The 23,538-nt window shown below is 75.6% G+C and carries 20 protein-coding genes; 11 read left to right on the top strand and 9 right to left on the bottom strand.

Annotated features, from left to right (window positions below; translation table 11 throughout):
- Positions 1–16: 16 nt before the first annotated feature.
- Complete coding sequence (locus AB0N76_RS13595) at positions 17–2,305, bottom strand: protein kinase (RefSeq protein ID WP_363556497.1); 2,289 nt, start codon at positions 2,303–2,305, stop codon at positions 17–19.
- Between the two features lie 251 nt (positions 2,306–2,556).
- Between AB0N76_RS13595 and AB0N76_RS13590 the strand changes: the two genes are divergently transcribed.
- Positions 2,557–3,666 (top strand): basic secretory protein-like protein, encoded by a 1,110-nt coding sequence (locus tag AB0N76_RS13590; protein WP_363556495.1) that lies wholly within the window; start codon positions 2,557–2,559, stop codon positions 3,664–3,666.
- A gap of 429 nt (positions 3,667–4,095) precedes the next feature.
- Positions 4,096–4,860 (top strand): hypothetical protein, encoded by a 765-nt coding sequence (locus tag AB0N76_RS13585; RefSeq protein ID WP_363556493.1) that lies wholly within the window; start codon positions 4,096–4,098, stop codon positions 4,858–4,860.
- Positions 4,861–4,925: 65 nt separating this feature from the next.
- Here AB0N76_RS13585 and AB0N76_RS13580 read toward each other — a convergent pair whose 3' ends face one another.
- Together AB0N76_RS13580 and AB0N76_RS13575 are read right to left on the bottom strand one after the other, a co-directional pair.
- Complete coding sequence (locus AB0N76_RS13580; protein WP_363556491.1) at positions 4,926–6,731, bottom strand: serine/threonine-protein kinase; 1,806 nt, start codon at positions 6,729–6,731, stop codon at positions 4,926–4,928.
- Between the two features lie 197 nt (positions 6,732–6,928).
- A complete protein-coding gene (locus AB0N76_RS13575; RefSeq protein ID WP_363556489.1) occupies positions 6,929–8,050 on the bottom strand; it encodes an NADAR family protein in 1,122 nt (373 codons plus the stop codon).
- A 113-nt stretch (positions 8,051–8,163) separates the two neighbouring features.
- On the opposite strand from AB0N76_RS13575, the gene AB0N76_RS13570 reads away from it, so the two are divergent.
- The 4 genes from AB0N76_RS13570 (at position 8,164) to AB0N76_RS13555 (ending at position 15,191) form a co-directional block, all read left to right on the top strand.
- On the top strand, positions 8,164–8,928 hold the full coding sequence (locus AB0N76_RS13570; RefSeq protein ID WP_363556487.1) for a hypothetical protein: 765 nt from the start codon (positions 8,164–8,166) through the stop codon (positions 8,926–8,928).
- A gap of 64 nt (positions 8,929–8,992) precedes the next feature.
- On the top strand, positions 8,993–10,996 hold the full coding sequence (locus tag AB0N76_RS13565) for a DNA polymerase Y family protein (RefSeq protein WP_363556485.1): 2,004 nt from the start codon (positions 8,993–8,995) through the stop codon (positions 10,994–10,996).
- 62 nt (positions 10,997–11,058) lie between these two features.
- Positions 11,059–14,340: an error-prone DNA polymerase gene (locus AB0N76_RS13560; protein WP_363556483.1), complete on the top strand. Its 3,282-nt coding sequence runs from the start codon at positions 11,059–11,061 to the stop codon at positions 14,338–14,340.
- 68 nt (positions 14,341–14,408) lie between these two features.
- Entirely contained in the window at positions 14,409–15,191 is a 783-nt protein-coding gene (locus AB0N76_RS13555) for a DUF4232 domain-containing protein (RefSeq protein WP_363556481.1), read from the top strand.
- A 118-nt stretch (positions 15,192–15,309) separates the two neighbouring features.
- On the opposite strand, the gene AB0N76_RS13550 is transcribed toward AB0N76_RS13555, so the two are convergent.
- Entirely contained in the window at positions 15,310–15,798 is a 489-nt protein-coding gene (locus tag AB0N76_RS13550; RefSeq protein WP_363556479.1) for a hypothetical protein, read from the bottom strand.
- 89 nt (positions 15,799–15,887) lie between these two features.
- The gene (locus AB0N76_RS13545; protein ID WP_363556477.1) at positions 15,888–16,706 is read right to left on the bottom strand and encodes a TIGR03084 family metal-binding protein; all 819 of its coding nucleotides are present in this window, start codon (positions 16,704–16,706) and stop codon (positions 15,888–15,890) included.
- Positions 16,707–16,990: 284 nt separating this feature from the next.
- On the opposite strand from AB0N76_RS13545, the gene AB0N76_RS13540 reads away from it, so the two are divergent.
- A complete protein-coding gene (locus AB0N76_RS13540) occupies positions 16,991–17,839 on the top strand; it encodes a LuxR C-terminal-related transcriptional regulator (protein WP_363556475.1) in 849 nt (282 codons plus the stop codon).
- 180 nt (positions 17,840–18,019) lie between these two features.
- On the opposite strand, the gene AB0N76_RS13535 is transcribed toward AB0N76_RS13540, so the two are convergent.
- The 3 genes from AB0N76_RS13535 to AB0N76_RS13525 are packed head-to-tail and all read right to left on the bottom strand — an operon-like array spanning position 18,020 to position 20,852.
- Complete coding sequence (locus tag AB0N76_RS13535; protein WP_363556473.1) at positions 18,020–19,552, bottom strand: AMP-binding protein; 1,533 nt, start codon at positions 19,550–19,552, stop codon at positions 18,020–18,022.
- A 51-nt stretch (positions 19,553–19,603) separates the two neighbouring features.
- Complete coding sequence (locus AB0N76_RS13530) at positions 19,604–20,011, bottom strand: MerR family transcriptional regulator (protein ID WP_363556471.1); 408 nt, start codon at positions 20,009–20,011, stop codon at positions 19,604–19,606.
- Between the two features lie 55 nt (positions 20,012–20,066).
- Complete coding sequence (locus AB0N76_RS13525; protein ID WP_363556469.1) at positions 20,067–20,852, bottom strand: SDR family oxidoreductase; 786 nt, start codon at positions 20,850–20,852, stop codon at positions 20,067–20,069.
- 173 nt (positions 20,853–21,025) lie between these two features.
- Here AB0N76_RS13525 and AB0N76_RS13520 point away from each other — a divergent pair, with 173 nt between their 5' ends.
- The 3 genes from AB0N76_RS13520 to AB0N76_RS13510 are packed head-to-tail and all read left to right on the top strand — an operon-like array spanning position 21,026 to position 22,510.
- Positions 21,026–21,499 carry a group II truncated hemoglobin gene (locus tag AB0N76_RS13520; protein ID WP_363556467.1) on the top strand — a complete coding sequence of 158 codons (474 nt, stop codon included), beginning with the start codon at positions 21,026–21,028 and terminating at the stop codon, positions 21,497–21,499.
- Entirely contained in the window at positions 21,496–22,086 is a 591-nt protein-coding gene (locus tag AB0N76_RS13515; RefSeq protein ID WP_363556465.1) for a GNAT family N-acetyltransferase, read from the top strand. Before AB0N76_RS13520 ends, AB0N76_RS13515 begins: the two co-directional genes overlap by 4 nt.
- A 43-nt stretch (positions 22,087–22,129) precedes the next feature.
- Positions 22,130–22,510 (top strand): VOC family protein, encoded by a 381-nt coding sequence (locus tag AB0N76_RS13510; RefSeq protein ID WP_363556463.1) that lies wholly within the window; start codon positions 22,130–22,132, stop codon positions 22,508–22,510.
- A 20-nt stretch (positions 22,511–22,530) separates the two neighbouring features.
- Here AB0N76_RS13510 and AB0N76_RS13505 read toward each other — a convergent pair whose 3' ends face one another.
- Positions 22,531–23,130 (bottom strand): maleylpyruvate isomerase N-terminal domain-containing protein, encoded by a 600-nt coding sequence (locus tag AB0N76_RS13505; RefSeq protein ID WP_363556461.1) that lies wholly within the window; start codon positions 23,128–23,130, stop codon positions 22,531–22,533.
- Positions 23,131–23,250: 120 nt separating this feature from the next.
- Between AB0N76_RS13505 and AB0N76_RS13500 the strand changes: the two genes are divergently transcribed.
- The coding region (locus AB0N76_RS13500) for an NAD(P)H-binding protein (protein WP_363556459.1) at positions 23,251–23,538 on the top strand (288 nt) is incomplete at its 3' end.

Raw genomic sequence — 23,538 nt, 5'->3', positions numbered from 1 at the left:
GCCCCGGGGCCGGGGCTCAGGCCGCGGTGACCGTCCAGATCTGGTCGGCGGAGGCCGCACAGGCGCGGACCGTGGCGGGCAGGCCCAGGCCGGCGGCGGACAGGCAGCGGTTGGTGCTCCGGGCGACGGTCACCAGGTAGCCCCCGGACACCGGGATGAACGACCAGACCTGGTTCGGCCCGGACGGCAGCGCGGCCGTCAGCCGGGTCTGGGCGCTCGTCCCGTCCAGCTCCAGGAACTTGCCGTACCGGGCGGCGCCGTTGGCGAGGGAGTACCCGTCCGACCCGTTCGGGGTCAGCTGCCAGACGCTGCCGGGGCCGCCGCCGGTCGGGGTGGTGACCACGGGGTTGCCGTCCCGGTCGAGGGCGTCCTGGTCGTACAGCACGGAGCCGGCGTTGGAGAGCCTGGCGAGCGTCGGCAGCGGGCCGGTCTGGAAGGTCGGCGGCTTGATCGGCGGATCGGTGGGCTGGCCCGGCGGCGGGGTGTACGGCGCCGGGGGCGTGTACACCGGCTTCGGCGGGACCGTGTAGACCGGGGTGTTCGTGTACGTCGGGGCGGGCGTGTACACCGGGGCGGTGGTGTCCGGGGGGACGGTCCGCCGCGGGTTGGCGGTGTAGGCCGGGTCCGGTGGCGGGGCGGCCGTGTAGGCGGGCTCGGCCGGGGGCGAAGGCCGCTCGGGCGACGTCCCGGCGGAGCCGCCCGGCGTGCCCGCGGCGGAGGAGCCCGCCGGGGATCCGGCCGGGGAGCCGCCCGCGGAACCGGCGGCGCTGCCCGGGCCTCCGGCGGCGGGCGCACCGGGCGCGGGCGCGCCGGGGACGCTCACGGACCCGTTCGGCGCGGTGGCGTCCCGGCCGACGGGGCCCCCACCCGCTCCGGGGACCGCGGCTCCGGGAGCCCCGGGGACCGTCGCCCCGGGCGCGTCCGGCGCCACCGGGGGCCCGGACGGGGTCGGCGCGCCGGGGGAGGGGGACGGGGACGGCGCGCCCGGGTCGGGGACCAGGCCCGCGGCGATCGTCGGCGGCAGGCCCGGCTGGACGGAGGCCACCGGCGCGCCCCCGCCGGCCGCCAGGGCCCCGGTCGGCTCCTCGTCCCGGTGCAGCACGACGGCCGCGGAGGCGGTGAGCGTGCAGCAGAGCACGGCCGCGGCCACCACGAGCACGGTCCGGCGCCGGCTGCCGAACAGCGCCGACCGCAACCGGGCCGTCCGGCGCGGCCGGTCGCCGGCGGTACCGGCCACCGCCGGCGCCACGGCCGAGCCCATCGCCGAGCCCATCGCCGACCCCGTCACCGAACCCGCCATCGACCCCGTGGCCGAGCCGGCCGCCAGGAGCGCCGCCGGCGACACCCTCGGGAGCTCGGTGGTCCCGGTCGACCGGAGCGCCGCCATCGCGCCGCTCGACCGGAGCACCGCCGCCGCGGCCACCCCGGCCGCCGGGCCGACGATCGGCTGCCCGGCGAGGGCCGCCCGGACGGCCGCGGCCATGGTGGCGGCGTCCGGCCAGCGCAGCGCCGGGTCCTTCGCCATGGCCCGCTCCACCAGGGCCCGGACCGGGGCCGGGACGTCCTCCGGCAGCGGCGGCACGGGGTCGGTCAGGTGCTTGAGGATCAGTTCCAGGGCGGTCTCGCCCTCGAACGGCAGCCGCCCGGACAGGCACTCGTAGAGGACGACCCCGAGCGCGTACAGGTCCGCCGAGGCGGTGACGGTGTTGGTGGAGGCCTGCTCGGGCGCCTGGTAGGCGGCGGTGCCGAGGACCATCCCGGGCACGGTGTGCCGGGGGTCGCAGCCGGGGCGGGCGATGCCGAAGTCGGTGATCACCACATGGCCGTCCCGGACCATCATGTTGGCGGGCTTGACGTCCCGGTGGACGATGCCCGCCTCGTGCGCGGTCTGGAGGGCCGCCAGCGCCTCCAGGGTCAGGTCGAGGCTCTCCGGGACGGTCAGCCGGCCCCGCCGTTCCAGCACGGCGCTCAGCGGCTCGCCGTCGATCAGCTCCATGACCAGGTAGGCGACCGGGCGGGTGGCCGGGTCCGGCGCCGCGGCCCAGGAGGGGACGTCCCCGGCGGTCCGGCCGGGGCCGAAGTCGTAGACGCCGACGATGCCCGGGTGCTGCAGCCGCGCCATGACCCGGGCCTCGTCGTGGAACCGCTCCGCGAAGCCGGGCTCGTCCAGCAGCGCGGGCTTCAGGAGTTTGACGGCCACCCGGCGGTCGAGCACTTGGTCCTCGGCGAGCCAGACATCGCCCATCGAGCCGCCGCCGAGCCACTCGTCCAACCGATAACGGTCACCGAGCGTGGTGCCACGCATGTTTCTCCTTGACTTCGTTGCGTCGTCGCGACCGCCGCCGGGGGGCCCAGGGTGGCCCCGCGGTCGCGTCGACCGAGCCTGCCAGCCGGCGATAAATGCTGACTTGGCGTGAGCACGAAGGGCTCCCCGCCGAAGCCTCCGGCCGTCCGTCGATGGTTCTGTGAACGGACTGTCAACACCCTATGTGCAGCCGAGCAGTGACATGACAGCAGGCCGGTTCCGACGGGGAGCCGCCGAAAGGAGGCTCCGAGATGATCAACCGTCGTACGGTCGCCGCCGCGGTCCTGGTCGCGGCGACCGTGGTGTCCGGAACGGCCCTGGGGGCCGGCACCGCCAGCGCCACCGACCTGCCGCTGCCGGTCAGCGGCGCCGAGTACCGCGTCTCCAGCCAGGCGGGCGGCGCCCTCCAATGGGACAGCCGGAACAGCGGCTCCAACGTGGTGGTCCGGGACTGGAACGAGTCCTCCGCCCAGCAGGTCTGGACGATCAAGGACGAGGGCGCCGGCACCTGGTCGGTCAAGGTGCCCGGCACCAACAACGCGATCGACCGCGACACGGGACGCAACACCGTCGGCTCCTGGAACTACGTGGGCGCGGACAACCAGCGGTGGAGCCTGCACAACACCTGGATGGGCAACGGGAAGGGCTGGCTGCTGCGCAACGTCTCCGACCCCAACCTCTGCCTCACCCGCGGGGCGGACCTGAACGCGAAGGTGTCCGCCTGCAACGCCGGCGACCCGGCGCAGAACTGGAACCTCGACCGGACCACCGGCACCACCCCGCCGTCCCCCGGCCGCCCGGTCATCGACCTGGACTACTCGCGGGCCCCGGACCTCGGCCCGTGGCTGGAGCGGCAGAAGCAGACCATCGCGGACTACTACTCGACGATCTCCAGCCTGGTCACCAAGGGTGCCTGGACCCCCGCCCCGCGGTTCAAGATCGTCCTCGACCCGGCGATCACCGACTACCCCGCCGAGGCCCGGCCCTGGGCCATTCCCGAGATCCACGCCAACATCAACTACACCCGGGGCAACCCGAACGACACCGGCTTCCTGCTGCACGAGGCCGCGCACGTGGCGTTCTTCGGCCACCCGGAGCGCCCGGGGTGGCTGGAGGAGGGGCTGGCGGACTGGGTGCGCTACTACAACTTCCAGCCCGGTACCGTCCACCCGCTCGCCCCGGGCGACCGGTACAAGAGCGGCTACAGCGCCACCGCCAAGTTCATCGACTACGTCAAGAACAGGTACGGGCGGCCCGACCTGCCGTACCTGCTGAACACCCGGCCCTACGGCAACGGCGAGATCTGGGTCCAGCTCACCGGCAAGACCCCCGAGCAGCTCTGGGACGAGATGCCCAAGTAGTCCCCCGGTCCTGATGCTCCGTGTGCCGGACGACACCCCTCGGTGTCGTTCGGCACACGCGTGTGCGGGCGCCCCTCCTGCTACAGGTCGGCAACAGAGGATCGGCCCGCCTGGCGCGGGAGCCCGGGACCTGGGCATATTCCTTGTAGCTACACCGATCATCCATAACATCGTCACATCATTACGAAGAGTTTGGAGTTCGCGTTGCACGAGGACCCGCGCGGGATACCGGCAGAGCCGTCGACCGGGACCGGGGCTCCGGTGCCGCCCCCGCTCCCACCGGTTCCGGCGGTCCCACCGGCCCAGGCCGGACCGCCGGTGGAACCGCCCCCGCCGCCCGCGTACGGTCCTCCTCCCACCGGGTGGCAGTCGCCGCCGGCGCCCTCCGGGGTCCCGAGCCACGGTTCCCGCAAGGGGCTCTGGATCGGGTTGGCAGCCTTCGGTCTGGTCGCCGCGATCGCCGGCACGGCACTCGCGGTGAACGCGGGCGACTCCACGCCGTCGGCCGCGGCCGGCGGCGAGGCCGCTTCCGCTCCCACCGCGGCCGGGAACGGAACCGCGGCCCCGGCCCCGGCCCCGGCCGACGGCGGTGCGGCCGGCGGTGCCGGTGCTGCTGCCGCCGCCGGTGGCACGGGTGCCGGAAAGCAGAATCCCCCCGCCGCGAACCAGCCGCTCAACCGCATCCGGCTGCCCGGCACGTTCCTGGGCATGCCCAGGAACGACAACGGCGAGACGGGGCGGCTGCTGCAACAGCAGGCGAAGGCCGCGGCGGCGGACGACCCCAACCTCCACCCGAGCACCGCCGTCTACCAGAGCGGCGCGTTCGGCGAGAACTACGTGAGCGTCGTGGCGTTCGAGGGCGAGGCCGCGTTCTCCCAGAAGGACCGCGCCGAGGTGCTGGCGCAGATGCCGACGGCCAACGTGGACCAGCTCGGCATGCGCATCACCCACGGTGAGGTCAAGGAGATGGACCCGGGCCCGCTCGGCGGAGTGCTGCGCTGCGCGGTGGCGTTCATGAAGACGGACCCGCCGACCGTCACGGACCTCGACGTCCACGGCATGACCCAGTGCGCGTGGCTGGACGAGAACACCTACGTGGTCCTCACCGAGAACGACGGCGCGGCCGGCTACGACCTCGACAAGACCGCCGAGCACGCCCGCCAACTGCGCGCGCAGGCGGAGACCCGTCGGTAGGGGCCGGGTCCCGTCGCCCGCCGGCCGTCGCCGTCCTCCCGGAGGGTGGCGACGGCCGATGGACGTCAGCGCACCTTCCGCAGGGTGGAGATGAACGTCCCGTTCTGCGAAGTGAAGCGGATGGTGCCGTCCGCCTGGAGGGTGAGGATGCGGGCGTCGGCGCTCGGGGAGCACGTGATGGTGCCCCCGGTCCTCAGCACCCGGGAGGTGAACTGGAGTTGCTTGTCGGAGGCCGCGGCGAGCCGCCAGGCGGACTCGCACCAGCCGGTGGTGTCGTCCAGGCGGTTCTTGCCGGCCTCGTCGCCGACCGCGCCCGCGGAGATGGTGAGGGCCAGCCGCAGTGACGTCCCGCCGCCCTCCGGCCGGACCTCGCCGGTCCAGACGCCGACGAAGGCGGCCGGCACGCGGGTGACGGCGCCCGCGCCGGCCGCGCTGGTCGTGCCGTCCGACGCGTCGCTCCCGCCCAACTGGTCGATCCCGTAGGCGACGAGCCCGATGAGCAGGACGGCGGCCACCGCGCCGCCGACGAACGCGCAGCCGTACCGCCGCTTCCGGGGTGCGGGCGCGGGTGCGGGCGGGCCCGGCACGGTCCCGAGCACCGCGACCCCGGGTCCCCCCGGACCGGGGTACCAGGGCGCGGACGGCACGTGGGCCGAGGGCACGTGGGCCGAGGGCATGTGGGCCGACGGCACGGGGGCCGTCGCGCCGGGCCAGGGAGCCGTGGGCAGGCCCGGCCCGGGTATCGGCCCCGGTCTCGGCCCGGGTCTGGACCCGGGTATCGGCCCGGGCGCGGGCGTCGGCGGCGTCCGGGCGGTGACCGTGGGGACCACGTGGGCGGGCGGCGGCACGGGGGCCGCGGGCGGGCCGAACCCGGACTGCGGCGGGGCGGACTGCGGCGGCGCGGGCGGCGGTGGAACGGACCGCGTCGGAACGGGCGACGCCGACGCGCCGTGCACCGTCCCCCCGTCCGTCTCCAGCTCCAGCAGCTCGACCGCGCTGCGCCCGACCGCCGCCGCCAGCGCGGACGGCAGCCAGCCGCCGCGCGACAGCCGGGCGGCCGCCGTGCCGTCCGGGTCCAGCCGGTCCCGCAGCTGGCGCGGCGTCGGCCGGGCGGCCGGGTTCTTGGCCAGGCAGTTGACCACGATGGACCGCAGCGGGCCCTCCAGGGCGCTGAGTTCAGGCTCCTCGTGCAGCACCCGGTAGAGCAGCACCGCCCCGCTCACCCCCTCGCCGAAGGGCGGCACGCCGGTCGCGGCGAACGCGAGCACCGAACCGAGCGTGAACACGTCGCTGGCCGGCCCCACGGCGAGGCCCTGGGCCTGCTCCGGCGACATGAACCCCGGCGAGCCGATCACATGGCCGGTGTCGGTGAGTTCGCTGGTGGCGTCGAGGGCCCGGGTGATGCCGAAGTCGATCAGCCGCGGACCGTCCAGCGCCAGCAGCACGTTGGACGGTTTGACGTCGCGGTGGACCAGCCCGAGCCCGTGCACGTGGGCCAGCGCCTCGGCGAGCCCGACCCCGAGGGCCCGCACCGCCGGCTCGGGCAGCGGCCCGGACCCGCGGACCGCGGCGCCGAGCGCGGGGCCCGCGACGTACCCGGTGGCCACCCAGGGCTCGGCGCCCTCGGTGTCCGCGTCCAGGACCGGCGCCGTCCAGGCGCCCCCGACCCGCCGGGCGGCGGTCACCTCCTGCCGGAACCTGGCCCGGAACTGCGCGTCCTTGGCCAGTTCACGGCGCACCACCTTGACCGCCACCGTGCGGCCGCCCGCCGACCGGCCCAGATAGACCCGGCCCATCCCCCCTGCCCCGAGCTGCCGCAACAACCGGTACGTGCCCACCTGGCGCGGATCATCCGGCTCCAGTGGCTCCATCCCCCACGCTCCCTCAGCGCATTTCCGTTGATCCGAGCCGACCGTACTGGTTCCGGCCCCCGGCCGGGGCGCCGCTGATGTCACGGATCGGACATACCTGCCGTGGGGGGTGCACGGACGAAGTCCGGCCGGGCCCGGCGGAGTTCGAACGGCCCGGCCGGGTTCGAACGGCTCGGCGGGGCGGCGCGCCCGGTGGCTCAGATCCCGGGGATCCCCGCCCGTCGCGCCCGCAGTTCGGAGCGGACGAGTTCGAGCAGCCGCCCCGACCAGTTGCGGCCCCGGCCGGCGTTGTCGCCCCAGAAGGTCGAGTCCATGTCGTCGTAGACCAGGGTGGCGTCGTCCGTCGCCAGCAGGACCTCGGCCAGCTCGGGGTGCTGGTCGTACTTGGCGCGCAGCAGGCCGGTGAGGACGGCGGTCCGGGCGTGTTCCCAGCCCTCGCGGCGCGGGGCCGCGGTCGCGAGCCTGCGCGCCGCGGTGGCGGTCCCCGCCGCCGCGACCGCCTGCCGGGTGCCCGGCTCGGCGGCCGACAGGGCCCAGTAGGCGTGGGCGGCGGACGGGTAGGTGGCCCCGCCCACGGTGATCGGGGCGGGGTAGTCGTGGCGCAGCCCCAGCCTGCCGGGGTCGTCGAGCGGCTCGTTCGGGAACGAGTGGTAGAGCTGGACGGCGGGGGCGCGCGGCGTCACCGGTCCGTCCGCGGGGACCCTGGTGGCCCGCTCGGCCCGCAGGCGGTCCCGCTCCTCGAAGTACGCGAGGGCTTCGTCGTAGTCCTCCTGCGTGACCGTTCCGTCGAACGACAGGTAGGTCTGTTCGCCGGGCCCCGCCACCAGGACCCGCAGCGGCCGGTCCTTGCGGTCCATGTCGCCCAGCGCGTAGCGGCGCTGGGACTCCGGGACGGCCAGGAAGGCGGCGCGGGCCGCGGCCCGGTTCTCCTCGGTCCGGTCGGCGAGGAAGACGTCGACGGCGGCCAGGCAACGGCCGGTCGAGTCGGGTCGGCGGTTCAACTGGTCGATGGTGTCGCGGATTTCGGCGAGCAGCAGCTCGGGGGTGTGCCGGCTCCGCGGTTCGCTGAACTTCCAGTGCGCCAGCCCGTGGACGGAGGCCTTTCCGCCCTCCGGGAGGCTGGTGGCCACCCAGTCGGTGCGCAGCTTCTCCTCGAATTCCTCGACGGTGACCAGGCCCCAGCAGTCGATGAGCCCGTCCGCGTAGACGAAGAGGTCGGTGAGGAAGTAGCGGCCGCCGTTGCGGATGAAGACGTGCCGCCAGGTTCCGGGTATGCGGACGCCGTCCGACATGCGATGGGTGATGCGCTTGCCGATCATCCCGGGATTGTGCCGCAGCCCCCGCCCGGCCGGATCCCGATATACGGAGCGTGACCGGTGGGGTGGCGTAATCGGACTTGAATCTTTGCGAACGAATGTTCGATCCTGGGGGTGTGCCCGTTTTCGAATCTGTTTTCGAATCCACCGTCGAGCGGAGACCCGCGCTCCGCCCGGTGGCGTCGACGGCTGCCCCCGGGCGGGGGCTGCTGCCGGTGGTGCCGGCCCTGCACGGGGTGGTGCCGGAGGGCGGGCTGCGGCGCGGGACGGCGGTGTCGGTGGCCGGCGGGGACGCCGGACTGCTGCTGGCCCTGGCCGCCGGGGTGCGGGAGACCGACGGCGGGTGGGCGGCGGCGGTCGGACTGCCGGACCTCGGACTGGCCGCGGCCGCCGGGTACGGGCTGGACCTGCGACGACTGCTGGTGGCCGACGACCCCGGCCCGCACTGGGCCGAGGTGGTGTCGGTGCTGGCCGGCGCCGTCGAACTGATCATGCTGCGCCCGGACGGCCCGGTCCCGCCGAACCTCGCCGCCCGGCTGGCCGCCGTACTGCGGCGCAGCGGGTGCGTGCTGCTGGTGGCCGGGCCCTGGCCGGGGGCCGGGCTGCGGCTGGGCGTGCGCTCCGGACGGTGGTTCGGGCTGGGGGACGGCCACGGACAGCTCACCGGGCGGCAGGTGGAGGTGGTGGCCGAGGGGCGCGGCTCGGCGGTGCTCGGGCGGACGGCCCGGCTCTGGCTGCCGGACGCGCGGGGCGCGGTGCGGACCGTGGAGGAGCCGGCCGTCGGACCTGCGGCGGACGGCGGGTACCAGGACGTGTACGGGGCGGGGGAGGACGTGGTGTCGGGGGCCGGGACGGGCCTCGACCGTATGGCGGTGGTGTGAGATGGCCGGTGGTGGCGTGGGCGGTGCGGGTGGCATGGGTGGCGTGGGCGGGGCGGGTGAAGCGGTGACTCCGCGGGTGCTGGTGGTCTGGTGCCCGGACTGGCCGGTGGTGGCGGTCGGACGCCCGGGCGACGGGCACGGGGACGGCGGGCACGGAGGCGACGGGCACGGGGACGGCGGTGCGCCGGTGGCGGTGGTCGAGGGCGGCCGGGTGCTGGCCTGTTCGACGGCGGCCCGGGCGGCCGGGGTGCGGCAGGGGCAGCGGCTCAAGCTGGCCCAGCGGCTCTGTCCGGCGCTGGAGCTGCGCGACCGCGATCCGGAGGCGGAGACCCGGCGGTTCGAACCGGTGGTCGCGGCGGTGGAGGCGTTCACCCCTCGGGTGGAGGTGCTGCGCCCGGGGCTGTGCGCGATCCCGGTGAAGGGTCCGGCCCGCTACTTCGGCGGGGAGGAGGCGCTGGCGGCGAAGGTGCAGGCGGCGGTGACGGCCGCCCTGGCGGCGACCGCCGTCGGCTCGGAGGAGCACCCGGCGGACGCCGAGACGGCCGGCGTCCGACCTGAGGGCGGGCCCGGGGGCGGGCTCGCCGAGGTCGTCCCGCTGCACCCGGCGGACGCGCCGTACGCGTCGTCCGCCGCACACCCCGCCGACGTAGCGGCCGCCGCCGGTCCGCCCGCGCCGCTCCGGCGGCGGACCGCCGGGGTGGACGAGCTGTTCGCCGCCGCACCCCCCGCCCGCGACGGCGCCCGAGGCGGCTTCGCCCGCCCACCCGCATACCCGCCGGCCCCCGCGCTGGGGGCTCAGCCGACTCCCGCCGAGGCCGGTCCGTCCGCGCCGCCGACCCCGTCGGCCCCCGCACCCGCCTCCCCGCCCGCACCCCCGTCCCCCCTCGGCCAGGTCGGCGTGGCCGACGGCCTGTTCGCCGCCGTGCTCGCCGCCCGGGCCGGGGTGCTGGTGCCCGCCGGGCGGACGGCGGAGTTCCTCGCGCCCTACCCGGTGGCCGCGCTCGGTGACGCCGCGCTGGCCGAGCTGCTGGACCGGCTGGGCCTGCCCACCGTCGGGACCTTCGCCGCCCTGCCCGCCGAGTCGGTGGCGGACCGGTTCGGCCCGGCCGGGACGACGGCGCACCGGCTGGCCCGCGGGCTCCAGCCGCGCCCGCTGGTGCCGCGCACCGACGGGCCGGACCTGTCCGTCGAGGAGCGCTTCGACCCGCCCGAGCCGCTCGCCGAACCGCTGGTGTTCGTCGCCCGCGCCCTCGCCGAGCGGCTGCACCAGCGGCTCGCCGGGGCGGGGCTGACCTGCCAGCGGGTCGCCGTCGAGGTGGCGTGCGCCGACGGCCGGACGGTCGGGCGGCTGTGGCGGCACGAGGGCCGGCTCTCGGCGACGGCGCTCGCCGAGCGGGTCCGCTGGCAGCTCCAGGCCTGGCAGAGCACCGGCACCTTCACGGACGGCCCCGCCGACGATCCGGCGGACGGCCCGGACCCGGGCAGGTTCACCGCCGGCGGGTTCACCGCGCTGCGCCTCGTCCCCGACGACCTCACCCCCGACCAGGGCCGCCAACTCGCCCTCTGGGGCCAGGCGGTGGCCGACGACCGGGTGGAGCGCGCGGTGGCCCGGGTGCAGGCGGTGCTCGGGCACGCCGGGCTGCGCCGGATCGAGCCGGCCGGCGGCCGGGGCCCGGGCGACCAGGCGGTCCGGGTGCCGTGGGGCGAGCCGTACGACCCGGCGGCGCCCGCCGACGCGCCCTGGCCGGGGCGGGTCGGCGGCCTGCGGGACGTCTGGCCGGCCGTCGTGCACCGCACCCCGGTGCCGGCGGCGGTGCTGGACGCGGACGGGCGGCCGGTGACGGTGGACGGCCGGGCGGGGGTGTCGGCCCGGCCGGCCACCGTCGCGGTGCGCGGGCGTGAGCTGGCGGTGGACGGCTGGACCGGGCCCTGGCCGGCGGTCGAGTACTGGTGGGACCAGGCGCGCGCCCGCCGCCGGGCCCGGTTCCAGGTGACGGTGGCGGGCGGCCGGGCGTTGCTGCTGACGGTGGAGGGGGGTGCCTGGTCCGTGGAGGCGGGCTACGACTGACGGCTGCCGGCCGTCGCCACAGGGGGGTAGGAACACGAGAGAACACGAAGGCACCACCCCCGATGGGATTCACCAGTCACCCCACCCTCCCCTGGAGCGAACTGCACCGACGCCTGGCCGGCGGCGGCGAGGTCGTCCCGCTGCACCCGCGCCCGGGCCCCGCCGACCCGCCCGCGCCCACTCCCACCGAACCCGCCCTGTCCGGGCAGCCCGCCTGGGCCGAGCTGCACGTCCACTCCGCCTTCAGCTTCCTCGACGGCGCCAGCGACCCCGAGGCGCTGGTCGCCGAGGCCGCCCGGCTGGGGGTCGAGGCGCTCGCGCTCACCGACCACGACGGCCTCTACGGCGTGGTCCGGTTCGCCGAGGCGGCCCGGGGGACGGGCGTCGCCACCGTCTTCGGCGCCGAACTGACGATCCATCATCAATCAGACAGGGCGGGACGAAAGGACGAGGGCCCGGTCGAGCACCTGCTGGTGCTGGCCCGTGACCCGGAGGGCTACCGCCGTCTCTCCGCCGTCATCGGCGCGGCCCAACTCGCGGGCGGGGCCAAGGGGAAGCCGGTCTACGACTTCGCCGCCCTCGCCGACGCGCACGGCGGCCACTGGGCGGTGCTCACCGGCTGCCGCCTGGGCCGCGTCCCCGCCGCCCTGTCCGGGACGCCCGCCGCCCCCGGCCTCATCCCGGAAGACCGCCATGCCGAACGCCAACTTCACACCCTCGCCGAGGCGTTCGGCCGCGACAACGTCCACGTCGAACTGATCGACCAGTGGCTGCCCGGCGACGACCTGCGCAACGACACCCTTGCCGCGCTCGCCACCCGGCTGCGCCTGCCCGTCGTCGCCTCCACCAACGCCCACCACGCCGGCCCGGCCCAGGGTCGCCTCGCTCAGGGCCTGGCCGCGCTGCACGACCGCCGCACGCTCCGGCAGGCGGCCGGCTGGACGCAGGCCGCCGGCACCGCCCACCTGCGCTCCGGCCGCGAGATGGCGGCCCGGCTGGCCCGCTTCCCCGGCGTCCGCGAGGCCACCGTGGACCTCGCCCGCGCCTGCGCCTTCGACTTCGCCACCCTGGACCCGGAGCTGCCCGGTTACCCCGTCCCGCCCGGCGAGACCGAGATCAGCCATCTCCGCGCCCTGGTCGCCGCCGCCGGCCCGGCCCGGTTCGGCCCCGGGAACGGCCCGGCCCGCCGCCAGCTCGCCCGCGAGCTGGACGTCATCGAGGACCTCGACCTGGCCGGCTACTTCCTGATCGTCCACGACATCGTCGACTTCTGCCGCCGGGAGGCGATCTGGTGCCAGGGGCGCGGTTCGGCGGCCAATTCGGCGGTCTGCTTCGCGCTCGGCATCACCGCCGTCGACCCGGTCCACTACAAGCTGCTCTTCGAACGCTTCCTCTCCACCGCCCGCGACGGCCCGCCGGACATCGACCTGGACATCGAGAACCGCCGCCGCGAGGAGGTCATCCAGTACGTCTACCGCCGCTACGGGCGCGAGCACGCCGCCCAGGTGGCCAATGTGATCACCTACCGGCCCCGCCTGGCGCTGCGCGACGCGGCCCGGGTGCTCGGCTACCCGCAGGGGCAGGTGGACGCGTTCAGCCGGCAGGCCGACTTCCACTCGCCGCCCGGCGCGGACACCGTCATCCCGGCCGACGTGCTCTCCCTAGCCGGCCAACTGCACGGACTCCCGAGGCACTTGGGCATCCACTCGGGCGGCATGGTGCTCACCCGGGAGCCGATCGCCGAGATCTGCCCGACCGAGTGGGCCCGGATGCCCGGGCGGTCGGTGCTGCAGTGGGACAAGGAGTCGGTGGCCGGCGCCGGGCTGGTCAAGATCGACCTGCTCGGCCTCGGCATGCTCGCCGCCCTGCACGACACCTGCGACCTGATCGCCGAACACCACGGGGCCCGCCACGACCTGGCGACCATCCCGGACGACGACCCGGGCGTCTACGCGATGCTGCGCCGGGCCGACACGGTCGGCGTCTTCCAGGTCGAGTCGCGCGCCCAGATGGCCACCCTGCCCCGGCTCAAGCCGGACCACTTCTACGACCTGGTGGTCGAGGTCGCGCTGATCCGCCCGGGCCCGATCCAGGGCGGCTCGGTCCACCCGTACCTGCGCCGGCGCGCCGGGGTCGAGCCGGCCGGCTGCCCGCACCCGCTGATGGAGAACGCGCTCGGCAAGACCCTCGGGGTGCCGCTGTTCCAGGAGCAGATGATGCAACTCGCCATCGACTGCGCCGGGTTCACCCCGGCCGAGGCGGACCGGCTGCGCCAGGCGATGGGCGCCAAGCGCTCGCACGAACGCGTCGCCCGGCTGCGCGAGCGCCTGCTGGGCGGGATGGCCGAGCGCGGCATCCCGGCGGAGGTGGCGGAGGACGTCTACACCAAGATCGAGGCCTTCTCCAACTACGGCTTCCCGGAGAGCCACGCGATCAGCTTCGCCTATCTGGTGTACGCCAGCGCCTGGCTCAAGTACCACTACCCGGCGGCCTTCACCTGCGCTCTGCTGGCCAACCAGCCGATGGGCTTCTACTCGCCGCTCAGCCTGATCTCGGACGCCCGGCGGCACGGCGTCCGGGTGCGCGGGGTGGACGTCAACGCCAGCGGTCCCGCGCCGACCCTGGAGCCGTACCGGGGGCCGACGCCCGTGCCGCCGCTCACCGCGGGCAAGCCGCAGCCCGCGATCCGGCTCGGCCTGGACACCGTGCGCGGCATCGGCACCGCGCAGGCCGAGGCGATCGCGGCCGGTCGGCCGTACGCGGACCTGGAGGACTTCGCCCGGCGGACCGGTCTGCCCGCGTCGGCCCTGGAGGCGCTGGCCGCGGCGGGCGCGTTCGGCTGCTTCGGGCTCGGCCGGCGACAGGCGCTCTGGGCGGCCGGCGCGTTCGCGGGCGTCACGGCGGACCTCCTCCCGGGCACCACGCCCGGCACCGAGGCGCCGGACCTGCCCGCGATGACCCCGGTCGAGGAGACCATCGCCGACCTCTGGGCCACCGGCACCTCCGCGACCAGCCACCCGCTCCAGCACCTGCGCGACCGGCTGCAACGCGGCGGGGCGCTCCGCGCCGACGAACTCCCGGACGTGCCGGCGGGAACGGCGGTGGTGGTCGGCGGACTGGTCACCCACCGGCAGCGGCCGCCGACGGCGGGCGGCGTGCTCTTCCTCAGCCTGGAGGACGAGACCGGGCTGATCAACGTGATCTGCGGGCGCCCGGTCTGGGAGTCCCAGCGCCGCACCGCCCTCGACCGGGCCGGGCTGCTGGTGTACGGGAACGTCGAACGCGACCGGGGCGCCACCAACCTGGTCGCCACCCGGCTCGCCCCGCTGCGGATCGGGCTGTGAGCTGCGGATCGGGCTGTGACGGCCGTCGGCCGGGGAAGGGCGGCTTCGTTCGTGCCATGATCGTCCCCATGGACCCGACGCCGCCGGCCTCCGCGCCGCATCCGGCCTCCGCGCCGCTTTCGACCGCCGCCGGGGCCCGTGCCCGCCGGACGTCGCACCTCGCCCGGGCCGCGGCCCTGCTCGCGGCCGCCGCCCTGGCGGCCGGGTGCGGCAGCACCCCGGCGACCGGGGCCGGTGGGGGAGCGCCTGGCCCGGCGCGCACGATCGGGGACGCGCCCCTCCCGCCGGCGCCCACCACCGCGCCTGCCCCGGGCGTCGTCAGTCCCGAAGCATCGACCCCCACCGCCCCACCGTTCGGCACCCTCGCGACGCCGCCCGCCACCGCACCCACCACCGCATCCGCCACCGCCCCGGCGTCCGCCTGTTCCCCCGAGGGCGTCGCGCTGACCGTCGGCCCGGCCGACGCCGCGATGGGTCTGCGCGTACTGCCGGTCCGGCTGACCAACTGCGGCACCCGCCCCTACACCCTCAAGGGCCACCCCGCCGTCCGCGTCCTGGACGCCGAACGGGCGCCGCTCGCCGTCACCGTCAAGCACGGCTCGGCGGGCATCGCGACCCTGGAGAACTTCGACGCCGCCCCGAGGCCGGTCACCCTCCAGCCCCAGGAGTACGCCGAGTTCCAGCTGGTCTGGCGCAACACCGTGACCTCGGGCAGCAAGGGCGCGGACAACGGCCGCTTCCTCGACGTCGCGCCGCTCCCGGGCCGCCCGCGCCTGACCGTCCCCGCCGAACTCGACCTCGGCACCACCGGCCGGCTCGGCGTCGCCCCCTGGACCAGGCCGACCGGCTGACCATCGACCGGCTGAGCCCGGGAACGATCGACCGGCGCGGCGCAGTCGTGGGGGTGCCTGCGCCGCGCCGGAGTTCACGGGGCCGTCCGGCGGACGGCCGCGCGGGGGAGGGGCCGGGTCAGAAGGCCGGCCGGTCGTCGAGGTCGACGATCTTCAGGTCGCCGAGCCGGACCACGTACCAGACCTCCTGGCTGCCGCCCTCGCGCCAGAACTCGGTGAGCCGGACCGAGGCGTAGCCGGCCTCCTCCTTCACCTGCTGGACGGACCAGTTCGCCGGGACGTTCTGGGCCCGGAACACCGGGTCGGCGTCGTTCTGCTGTGCCCAGGCGTCCAGTCGGAAGTTCAGCGGCGGGATGAGGTAGCGCTCGCGGACGGCGCGCGGGTCCTCGCCGCGGAGCACCGCCCGCCGGTACTCCCCGAAGAAGGTGAGCACCTGGTTGGCGGCCGGTGTGCCGGCCCGGACGGAGGCCGGTGCGGCGGCGACACCGGGTGCGACGGCGGGCAGCGCGGCGGCCGCCTGGGCGGGGGTGGCGACCAGGCCGCCGACCGCGAGGAGGCCGACGGCGCCGGCCAGGAACCTACGGACCGTGTGCATTCGCTTCGTCATGCCGGAATTCCATCATTCGTCGACGAACCCTGCATATCGCCGAAACGTGTGGTTTAGCTGAAAAGCAGGCCTACTTGACGAATCATCGGCTAAAGCGACGACCCGGTCCCGGGAAGGGGCCCGCCCGCGTCGCGCCCCTTCCCGGGCGGGCCCGCGTAGGCCTGCGCGATCGGCAGCCAGGCCGTGGCCACCTCGCCGACGGCGGTCAGCGCGAGGTCGTCCCGGTGCCGGCGCTGGGTGACCAGCAGGCAGAAGTCCAGCGCCGGGCCGCTCACCCGGTCCGCCGCCCCCTCCGGCCCCCACGTCCACGATCCGCCGTCCGGCGCGGCCAGTTCCACCCGCACGGGGGCCTCCGGCGCCGGCCGGCCGTGCACGGTGAACGCGAACCCCATGGTCCGCACGCCCAGGTGTGCGATGTGCCGCAGCCGCGCGGTCGGCTCCCGGACGGCGCCGAGCGCGTCCGCGACGTCCTGGCCGTGCGCCCAGGTCTCCATCAGCCGCGCGGTGACCATCGAGGCGGGCTTCATCGGCGGCCCCAGCCACGGCAGTCGGACGTCGGCCGGCACCGCCGCGAGGGCGGCCGCGAGCCGCTCCCGCCCGGCCCGCCAGCGGGCCAGCAGCGCCGCCGGCTCCTCGGTGGCCCCGTGCGCGGCGCCGTCCTCGACCGGGTCCGCGCCGGCCGCCAGCAGCTCGCCGAAGACCCGGGCGGACTCCGCGACGAAGGACTCCGGGTCGCGCGCGGCCAGCTCCGACCAGTCGTCCGTCCAGGCCAGGTGGGCGATCTGGTGCGCCACCGTCCAGCCCTGCGCGGGCGTGTCCAGCGCCCAGGCGTCCGGCTCCAGCCCGGCGACCAGCCCGTCCAGCACCTCGCTCTCGGCCCGCAGGTCGGCCAACAGTCCGGCCGTCACGGCCGATCCCGCGGGAACGTTCGGGTCCATCATCGATCTCCCCTTCGCAGTCTCGGGCCACCACTCCGGTGACTCGCCGGTAACTTCGCGCCCCGCACCCTACGCCGCCCCGCCCGCCCCCGCCCGGAACTCCGCGGAACTCCCCGGGACGCCCCGGGACGCCCTGAGACTCCGGGGAACTCCCGTGAACTCGCGCGAACTCCCCCCGGACTCCACGGAACACGCACGTCGAAACCCGTGCCGACCCCCTCCCCGCCGCCCGTACCCCGTGTGACAATCGCGCGATGACGACCGCCACGACCGCGCCGCCGCGCCGCGCCGGGGCCCTCGACGACCCGTCCGAGGACCCGGACGACCTCGCCGCCCGGGCCGCCGAACTGGTCCGGGACGCCGTGCTCGGCGACCTCGCCCGCCGGGTGGTCGCCGACTGCGGCGCCGACGTCGGCCTGGTCGGCGTGCCGGAACCGAAGCTGCCCGGGGCCGGCTCGACAGCCCCGGCCGGCGAGGGCATGGTGCTGCGGCACTGGGCCGGCACCCGGGCGGACCTGCTGCACGACCTCGCCGTCCCGGCCGGCACCGGCCTCGGCGGCCGGGCACTGGCCGAACGGACGCCCAACTGGGTGCCCGACTACCGGGCCGCGACCACCATCTCGCACCACTACGACGCGGCCGTCACCGCCGAGGACCTCTACGCGATGCTCACCGTGCCGCTGCTGCACGACGGCACCGTGCACGGCGTGGTGTACGCCTCGCTGCGCGCGGTGGTCCCGTTCGGGGACGTCCGGATCGCCGCCGTGACCAGGCTCGCCGAGACCGCCACCCGGGCCCTGGCCGGCGCCGCCGCCTGGCGCGGACCCGCCGGGATTCCGCCGTCCGCCGCCTCCGCGCGAAGACCGCCGCTCACCCCGGTCGCCCCGGCCGCTCCGCTCACCCCGTCCGTCCCGCTCACCCGGCGGGAGCACGAGGTGCTCCGCTGGGCGGCGACCGGCCGGACCAACCCGGAGATCGCCGCCCAGCTCGGCCTCACCTGCAACACGGTGACCGGCTACCTGAAGAGCGCCATGCACAAGCTCGGCGTCCGCAACCGCACCGAACTCGCCGTCACCGCCCGGGAGTCCGGCCTGCTCGCCTGAACTCACGGAGCTCCTGCCCTAGGGCGTGTCTGACAATTCCCGCCGGGCGCGCGACGCCTGGGCACGCACCTCGCCGCGTTGTCGTCGGTCGCCGATGCTCCGCATGGACTCCCTCCTCCGCCTTGCGATGCACGCACCCAAACGCCGCGCGCTGATCCGACGCGAATTGTCAGACACGCCCTAGTTGACCTTCCGGTCCCGCCCCTCCCAGTACGGCTCGCGGAGCCGGAACTTCTGCAGCTTCCCGGTGGTCGTCCGCGGCAGCGCGTCCCGGAACTCCACCGAGGTGGGCGACTTGTAGCCGGCCAGCCGCTGCTTGCAGTGCGCGATGAGGTCCGCCTCGCCGGCCTCCGCGCCCGGCTTCAGCACCACCAGCGCCTTCACCGTCTCGCCCCACTTGGCGTCCGGTACGCCGATCACCGCGACCTCGGCCACCGCCGGGTGGTCGTAGAGGCAGTCCTCCACCTCGATCGAGGAGACGTTCTCCCCGCCGCTGATGATGACGTCCTTCTTCCGGTCCGAGATGGTCAGGTAGCCGTCGGTCAGGGTGCCGCCGTCGCCGGTGTGGAACCAGCCGTCCCGGATCGCCTCCGCGGTGGCCTCCGGCTGCCGCCAGTAGCCGTCCAGGACGACGTTGGAGCGGACCAGCACCTCGCCCTGGCCGTCCACCCGCACCTGGTTGCCGATCGCCGGCGAGCCCGCCTGGACCAGCTTCTCCGCCCGCTCCGCCGCCGGCAGGCCGTCCCACTCGGCGCGCGTGCGGTTGACCGTCACCACCGGCGAGGTCTCGGTCAGGCCGTAGATCTGCGTGAACTCCCAGCCGAGTTCGGACTCGATCCGCTGCACCACCGAGGTCGGCGGCGGCGCGCCGGCCACGATGATCCGCACCCGGTCCCGGCCGGGGATCGGGCCGTCCCAGTCGGCGGCCGCGTCCAGCACCATCTGCACCACCGCCGGCGCGCCGCACAGGAAGGTCACCCCGTGCCGGTCGATCCGGCGCAGGATCTCGGCGCCGTCCACCTTCCGCAGCACCACGTGCTGCGCGCCCAGACCGGTGAGCGAGAACGGCAGGCCCCAGCCGTTGGCGTGGAACATCGGCAGGGTGTGCAGGTAGACGTCCCGGTCGCTCGCGCCGAAGTGCAGGCCCATCAGCACCGCGTTCAGCCAGATGTTGCGGTGGGTGAGCCGAACGCCCTTGGGGCGGGCGGTGGTTCCGCTGGTGTAGTTGATGGTGGCGGTGTCGTTCTCGTCGATCGGGTACCGGCGCGGCGCGTGCTCGAAGTCGTACAGCAGCGCGTCGCTGTCCGCGCCGATCACGAACTTGTGCTTGGCGACCACCCCGGCCAGCGGTTCGGCGAGCTCCGGGTCGACCAGCAGGACCGAGGCCTCGCTCTGTTCGACGATGTACGACACCTCCTCGGCCTTGAGCCGGAAGTTCACCGGCACCAGGATCCGGCCGTGCCCGCTGACGCCGTACAGCGAGGTGAGCAGCCGCGCCGAGTTGTGCGACACGACCGCCACCCGCTCACCCGGGCCGACCCCGAGCCGGTCCAGTCCGGCCGCCTGCGCGCGGGCCAGTTCGGCGACCCGACGGTACGTCAGCTCGCCCCAGGATTCGGCCGGTTGCACCGGTTCGTCGACGATGCCGACCCGGTCGCCGTAGACCAGCTCGGCCCGGTCGAGGAAGTCCATCACGGAGAGTGGAATCTGCATGCGCCCACTGTCCTCCGCCCGCCACCCCCTGCACACCCCCGATCGGGGGTGTCACCCGTACGGGCCCGCCCCGGCGGCCCCTCCTGCCGCTGCCGCCCCCGCCTCCACCACCCTCGCCTCGGCCGCCGCGAGCGCCGCGACCAGCCGGTCCCGGGCCTCGGTCTGCGCGGCGATCCGGCGCTCCAGCACCGCCAGCCGGTCCCGGGCGATCCGCAGCGCGCCGGGCGACGGCGGGCCGAGCGCGTCCCGGTCCAGACAGCCCAGGAACGGCCGCACGTCCTCCAGGGTGAACCCGGCCTCCAGTAGCGCGCGGATGTTGCGCACCCGCACCACGGCAGACTCCTCGTACACCCGGTACCCGTTGGCCGCGCGCCCGGAGCCGATCAACCCGGCCTGCTCGTAGTGCCGCAGCGCCCGCGCCGTCGTGCCCGCCGCCCGCGCCAACTCGCCGATCCGCACCCGCCCGGCCCCCCGTCCGCACCGTCCGCACCGTCCCGTCCGGGCGCCGCGCCGGTCACCTGACCACGGCGCCCCCGTCCACCGGCAAGACTACTCCGGTGACGAACGAGGCCTGCGGCGAGGCCAGTTGCACGATCGCCCAGGCCACCTCGGCGGCGTCGCCGATCCGGCCCAGCGGGGTCTGTCCGAGCTGCCAGGCGCGCAGGGCCGCCCGCCGTTCCGGGTCGAGGCCGGCGTGGTCGGCGATCGGCGTCTCGATCGCGCCCGGCGCCACCGCGACGACCCGGATGCCGCGCGGTGCCAGCTCCACCGCCCAGCTGCGGGTGAGGGTGTCGACGGCCGCCTTGCCCGCCGCGTACGCCGAGTTGGACGGCCAGCCGCGCTGCCCGACGGCGGTGCTGACGTTGACGATCACCCCCCGGCTGTCGGTCAGCGCGGGCAGCGCCGCCTGGGCGAGCAGGACGGGCGCCGTCAGATTGGTGGCCAGCAGCGCGCCGAGGCCCTCCCGGGTGTAGCCGCCGAGCGTCGCGGGCGGGGCGATCCCCGCGTTGTTGACGAGCACGTCCAGCCGGCCGAACCGCTCCAGCGTCCGGCGGACGATCTCCTCCGGCCCGTCCGGCGCCGTGATGTCCGCGACCAGCGGCACGACGCGCCCCGCCGCGCGTCCCCGGGCCGTCTCCGCCAGCGGCTCGGCCCGCCGCCCGACCGCCACCACCCGGACCTCCGGGCCCTGGTCGGCGAACGCCCACGCGGTGGCCCGGCCGATCCCCGTCCCGGCCCCGGTCACCACGACCACCCGCGTGTTCTCGCTCATGCCGCTCTTCTCGCTCATCTCGCTCATGCCGCAAGCCTCCGACCCTGCCGTCAGCGGCAAGGTCAAGCCGCCCCGGAACCGGAGCCGGCCACTTCGCTTGCTGAGCCGGCGGCGAACACCCCCGGGACGGGGGAAGCACCCCCTCCGCACCGCTGCTAGGAAGGTCGGCAGCACACCCACCCACGGGGGAGAACCCACCCATGAGCGAACACCGCTCCGAAAGCCGCCACGGCGAGAACCTCTACCAGGCGGTCGGCGGCCTCGACGGCCTCCGGCGGCTGAGCGACGCCTTCTACCGGCGGGTCCTCGCCGACCCGCTGCTGGCGCCCGTCTTCGCGAACTTCACGCCCACCCACATCGAGCACGTCGCCGTCTGGCTGGGCGAGGTCTTCGGCGGGCCGGACGGCTTCACCACCGACCTCGGCGGACACCAGTCGCTGCTCCGCGCCCACCTCGGCCTCGCCATCACCGAGGAGCAGCGCCTGCGCTGGCTGGAGCTGATGGCCGAGGCCGTCCGCGCCGAGCTGCCCGCGGACGAGCTGCTCCACCGCCGGGTCCTGGAGTACTTCGACTGGGGCACCAAGATCGCCAAGGACGTCTCCGCCTCCCCGCCCGGCACCGACCTGGGCGAACCCGGTCCCACCCCCCGCTGGGGCTGGGAGGGCCTGCGGTGACCACCACGCCTCCACCCGCCACCGCACTCGGCGCGCCCGTCGCCGACGGCCTGCTGCTGCGCCCCTTCCGGGCGGCGGACGGCCCCGCCCTGATCGAGGTCTACCGGGACCCGGTCCTGCGCCACTTCAGCCAGGTCCCGGTGACCGACCTCGACGAGGCCGCCCGCTGGCTCGACGCCCAGGAACGCGGCCGGGCGGACGGCACCCGCTACTCCTTCGCCGTCCTGGACACCGCTACGGAGGCCGCTTCGCTGGTCGGCAACGTCGTGCTCAAGCGCGCCGAGCCGGGCGCCCCGGTCGCCGAGGTGGGCTACTGGACGGCCGCCGCCGCGCGCGGCCGGGGCGTGGCGTCGCGCGCGCTGGAGGCGCTCACCGGCTGGGCGTTCGACACCTTCGCGGCCGACGGGCTGGTCCGGCTGGAGCTGCTGCACCAGGTGGACAACGAGGCGTCCTGCCGGGTCGCCGAGAAGACCGGCTACCGCTTCGACGCGCTGCTCCCCGCCTTCCCGCCGTTCCCGCTCGACGGCCACCGGCACATCCGCCTCGCCGACGATCACCTGCCCGACCGCCTGGCCGACATCCCCTGATAACGGCTGGACCGGACCGCGAATCGGCGCCAGAGTGATCGTCATGGCTTCTCTGGTACGACACGTGACGATCGACTGCGCCGACTCCTACGCCCTCGCCGAGTGGTGGGCGAAGGCACTGGACGGCAAGGTCAGCGACGAGGACAGCCCCGGCGACCCGGAGGTGCTGGTGGAGTCGGCGGGGGTCGGGCTGCTCTTCATCCGGGTGCCCGAGGGCAAGACCCTGAAGAACCGCCTCCACCTCGACCTCCAGCCGCAGGACCGCACCCGGGACGAGGAGGTCGAGCGCCTGCTCGCCCTGGGCGCCACGCTGTTCGAGGACCACCGGACGCCGGACGGCAAGGGCTGGGCCACCCTCACCGACCCCGAGGGCAACGAATTCTGCGTCGAGCGCAGCGCCGCCGAGCGGATCGCCACCGGCTGACCGCCACCCCTCCCCGTCCGTTATTCCACGGCCGCCCGCCAGACCCACGAGGTCTTGCGCGGGCGGCCGTCGAGCTCTCCGCGCCCGGTGCACCAGAGCAGGACGTCCACCGGGTCGCCGGCGGGCGCGTCGGGGAAGAGGCGGTCCAGCACCGCCGCGCAGAGCCGCTCCGCGGGCCGCCACGCCAGGCCCAGCCCGAGGGTGATGTCGTGGGTGTGCAGCAGGGTCTCGGCGACGCCCATCGCCGCGAAGCCGGACGGGTCGCACGGCCCGAAGTGGTAGGCCCGCAGTCCGGGCGGGGCGGCGTCCAGGGCGGTGGCCAGCAGGTGCGCGCAGGCCGTGACGACGGTCAGCACCTCGGCCGGCCCGGCGTCCGGGTGCACGGTGAGGTCCAGCGGCAGGTAGCGGTCGGCGGGACGGGCGGCGAGCTGGCCGGCGTAGGCGAGCAGGTCGTGCGCGATGTGGGCGGCGGTGTCCCGGCAGCTCCACTCCAGCGGCCCGGCGGGCGCGTCCCAGCGGGCGTCCGCCGGCCCCGCGCGGTCGGCCTCCGGCCCCAGGACGGCCGTCAACTCGCCGAGCGCCGCCCGGACATCATCGCCGTTCATCGGATCAGCAGTCATCACCCCACCCTTCCACCCGCCCCGCGTGTCCACCAGATCACCACCCGCCCCGGGTGCTACTGCTGACTCCGCACGACTCCGCAATCCCGCTGACCACCCGGAGAACAGGCAGGTACCCCCATGGCCAGGATCGCCGTGTTCGGCGCCAACGGCACCATCGGCAGCGCGGTCGTCGCGGAGGCGCTCGCGCGCGGCCACCGGGTGACGGCCGTGGTCCGCGACCGCTCCCGGTACGCCGGTGCGGCGGCCGCCGTCGTGACCGGCGACGTGCTGGACCCCGCCGACGTGGCCCGGGTGGCGGCCGGGCAGGACGTGTTGGTCAGCGCGGTCGAGTTCCCGCTCTGGGCGGCCATCTCCTTGTTGTGCGTCGTACTGGTGCAGGGATTCTTCGTCATGATGGTGCTCTGG

Source organism: Kitasatospora sp. NPDC093806 (assembly GCF_040683335.1).
Taxonomy (GTDB): Bacteria; Actinomycetota; Actinomycetes; order Streptomycetales; family Streptomycetaceae; genus Kitasatospora.
Note: the sequence above shows the minus strand (reverse complement) of the source record. Positions and strands in the feature narration are given on the sequence as shown.

Excerpts from the sequence above, each read along its gene's own strand:
- AB0N76_RS13595 (WP_363556497.1), bottom strand. The coding sequence starts at position 2,305 with ATGCGTGGCACCACGCTCGGTGACCGTTATCGGTTGGACGAGTGGCTC.
- AB0N76_RS13590 (WP_363556495.1), top strand. The coding sequence starts at position 2,557 with ATGATCAACCGTCGTACGGTCGCCGCCGCGGTCCTGGTCGCGGCGACC.
- AB0N76_RS13580 (WP_363556491.1), bottom strand. The coding sequence starts at position 6,731 with ATGGAGCCACTGGAGCCGGATGATCCGCGCCAGGTGGGCACGTACCGG.
- AB0N76_RS13575 (WP_363556489.1), bottom strand. The coding sequence starts at position 8,050 with ATGATCGGCAAGCGCATCACCCATCGCATGTCGGACGGCGTCCGCATA.
- AB0N76_RS13560 (WP_363556483.1), top strand. The coding sequence starts at position 11,059 with ATGGGATTCACCAGTCACCCCACCCTCCCCTGGAGCGAACTGCACCGA.
- AB0N76_RS13555 (WP_363556481.1), top strand. The coding sequence starts at position 14,409 with ATGGACCCGACGCCGCCGGCCTCCGCGCCGCATCCGGCCTCCGCGCCG.
- AB0N76_RS13550 (WP_363556479.1), bottom strand. The coding sequence starts at position 15,798 with ATGACGAAGCGAATGCACACGGTCCGTAGGTTCCTGGCCGGCGCCGTC.
- AB0N76_RS13540 (WP_363556475.1), top strand. The coding sequence starts at position 16,991 with ATGACGACCGCCACGACCGCGCCGCCGCGCCGCGCCGGGGCCCTCGAC.
- AB0N76_RS13535 (WP_363556473.1), bottom strand. The coding sequence starts at position 19,552 with ATGCAGATTCCACTCTCCGTGATGGACTTCCTCGACCGGGCCGAGCTG.
- AB0N76_RS13525 (WP_363556469.1), bottom strand. The coding sequence starts at position 20,852 with ATGAGCGAGATGAGCGAGAAGAGCGGCATGAGCGAGAACACGCGGGTG.
- AB0N76_RS13520 (WP_363556467.1), top strand. The coding sequence starts at position 21,026 with ATGAGCGAACACCGCTCCGAAAGCCGCCACGGCGAGAACCTCTACCAG.
- AB0N76_RS13510 (WP_363556463.1), top strand. The coding sequence starts at position 22,130 with ATGGCTTCTCTGGTACGACACGTGACGATCGACTGCGCCGACTCCTAC.
- AB0N76_RS13505 (WP_363556461.1), bottom strand. The coding sequence starts at position 23,130 with ATGACTGCTGATCCGATGAACGGCGATGATGTCCGGGCGGCGCTCGGC.